Origin of the sequence: Vibrio sp. 10N.222.46.A1 (assembly GCF_041473595.1) — a bacterium.
Classification (GTDB): Bacteria; Pseudomonadota; Gammaproteobacteria; order Enterobacterales; family Vibrionaceae; genus Vibrio; species Vibrio tasmaniensis_A.
Genome location: NZ_JBFRSN010000033.1, coordinates 1 through 2247 on the forward strand (window position 1 = coordinate 1; position 2247 = coordinate 2247).

General features: G+C 42.1%; 2 protein-coding genes. Both read left to right on the forward strand.

Annotated features, from left to right (window positions below; all coding sequences use genetic code 11):
• The first annotated feature begins 317 nt into the window (after positions 1–317).
• On the forward strand, positions 318–1592 hold the full coding sequence (locus tag AB4496_RS01430; RefSeq protein ID WP_009848330.1) for a dicarboxylate/amino acid:cation symporter: 1275 nt from the start codon (positions 318–320) through the stop codon (positions 1590–1592).
• A gap of 337 nt (positions 1593–1929) precedes the next feature.
• On the forward strand, positions 1930–2247 hold a 318-nt coding region (locus AB4496_RS01435; RefSeq protein WP_372130510.1), incomplete at its 3' end, for an Hsp70 family protein.

The following is a 2247-nucleotide window of genomic DNA, read 5'->3' on the forward strand; positions in this document are numbered from 1 at the left end:
GGTTTACGTAAAATGGAAAGAGAGGCATATGCCTCTCTTTTTTTGTGCCTATAACTTGAGACCCCACGTAAATAGTCACCAAAACCGCATTAAGAATGTTGTTCCTTTTATATTACCCAGAACAATGATTTAGAGTTTTATATTATGAAACTGGTTGTTAATGAAGAAATGTTTTGATGTCACACTTGTAATGTTTTTGTAAATAAATACTTTTAATTGTTATCTTTGTATGTAAAATCCACTGCGATATAGCGATTTAACTCGCATATATAACTATAAAAGTACAAATTTCAAACACAACAAACTGGAGAAGAACGATGGATAAATCGCTCTCAAGTAAGATTTTTGTAGGCTTGTTTGCCGGCCTACTTATTGGTACTGCTATTCAGTACCTATTCAACGGTATTGCAGTATTTGATACTTACCTGCTAGGTCTAGCAGAAGGTGTCGGTGGTATGTTTGTCTCTTTGATCAAACTATTGGTTGTTCCACTGGTATACGTATCTATCGTTTGCGGAATTGTTGAATTGAAAGACATCCGTTCTTTCGGTCGCCTAGGTGGTAAAACTTTTGCTCTTTACATTATCAACACCATCATCGCGATTTCTGCAGCCCTAACTGTTGGCCTTATTTTCCAGCCGGGTGCTGGTGCAGATTTAGCCGGAACGATCTCTGAGACAGTTCAACTAACAACAACTGAAACTCCAGATATCTTCTCTCTTGTTGTGAACATCGTTCCTAGCAACCCAGTTCAGGCGTTTGCAAGCGGCGACATGCTACAGATCATCTTCATGGCAATTTTGACTGGTCTTGCTATTCAGGCTCTTGATTCACGTGGCGGTCCAGCGATCAAAACGTTCAAGATGGCTAACGAAATCATGATGAAGCTTATCGGCCTAGTAATGAGCTTGGCGCCATTTGGTGTATTCGCTCTGATGATTCAACTAGGTGCGACACTGAACGCTGAGACACTTATGTCTGTAGCGGGCTATGTAGCGCTTGTTGTTGCGATGCTAGTGTTCTGGATTTTCTTCTTCTACCCAATGATGGTTGGTATCGCGACAGGTATTACGCCTAAGCAATTCCTACGTGCAACTCGTGAGCAAATCCTTTTCTCACTATCGACGGCAAGTTCGAACGCGACTATCCCAGTAACAATGCGCACTCTAACTGAAAAGCTTGGTGTATCAAGATCTGTGGCAGGCTTCGGTGTACCACTGGGTGCGACAATGAACATGTCTGGTGTCTCTATCTACATAGCACTAGCGACAATGTTCGTAGCAAACGCATTCGGTCAACCAATCAACACGGCTGACATCTTTACTCTGGGTCTAACTATCTTGCTACTGTCTATCGGTGCGGGTGGTGTTCCAGGTGGTGGTGTTGTAATGGTAGGTGTTCTATTGCACCAACTAGGTTTACCACCAGAAGGTCTAGCTATCATTGCTGCGGTAGACCGTATCAACGATATGTTCTGTACTTCTTCTAACGTAGTAGGTGATACAGCGGTTAACACTATCGTTGCTAAGTCTGAAGGCGAAATCGGCGTTGAAACAAACGAAGAAGCTGAGCTAAAGAAAGCAGAAGCGTAATCAGAGATTTTCCTCTATAGATGAAATCTAAGTGGAAAGCCTGAATAGACAAACGGAGCCTAAGTGGCTCCGTTTTTTATTGGGTGATAACCCCAGTTACTGGGCTTATGTGAAGGTAATGATATGTATTCGTGTCTAACCATTCCTTTTATCAAAATAAATGTGAAAAAATCCAGTATCCCCCTTGAAAAGGATTCGTGAGCCCTTATCTATGGTGCATACGAAAGCAAATTACATTTGCACTTAAATTTGTGTATTAGGGTTGAATCCCTGATTACTACCCCCCACATAGTGGGTATAGCAAAAAACTAAATAGAATTTATTCGGAGAAAGCCTGATGGGTCGAATCATTGGTATTGATTTAGGTACTACTAACTCTTGTGTTGCTGTTCTTGACGGTGACAAACCACGCGTATTAGAAAATGCTGAAGGCGAACGCACAACAGCATCGGTAATCGCATACACTGAAGGCGAGACGCTAGTTGGTCAACCTGCGAAACGTCAAGCTGTTACTAACCCTCAAAACACGCTATACGCGATTAAGCGTCTAATCGGTCGTCGTTTTGAAGATGAAGAAGTTCAACGCGATATCGAAATCATGCCTTTTAACATTGTTAAAGCTGATAACGGTGATGCATGGGTTGAAGCGCAAGGC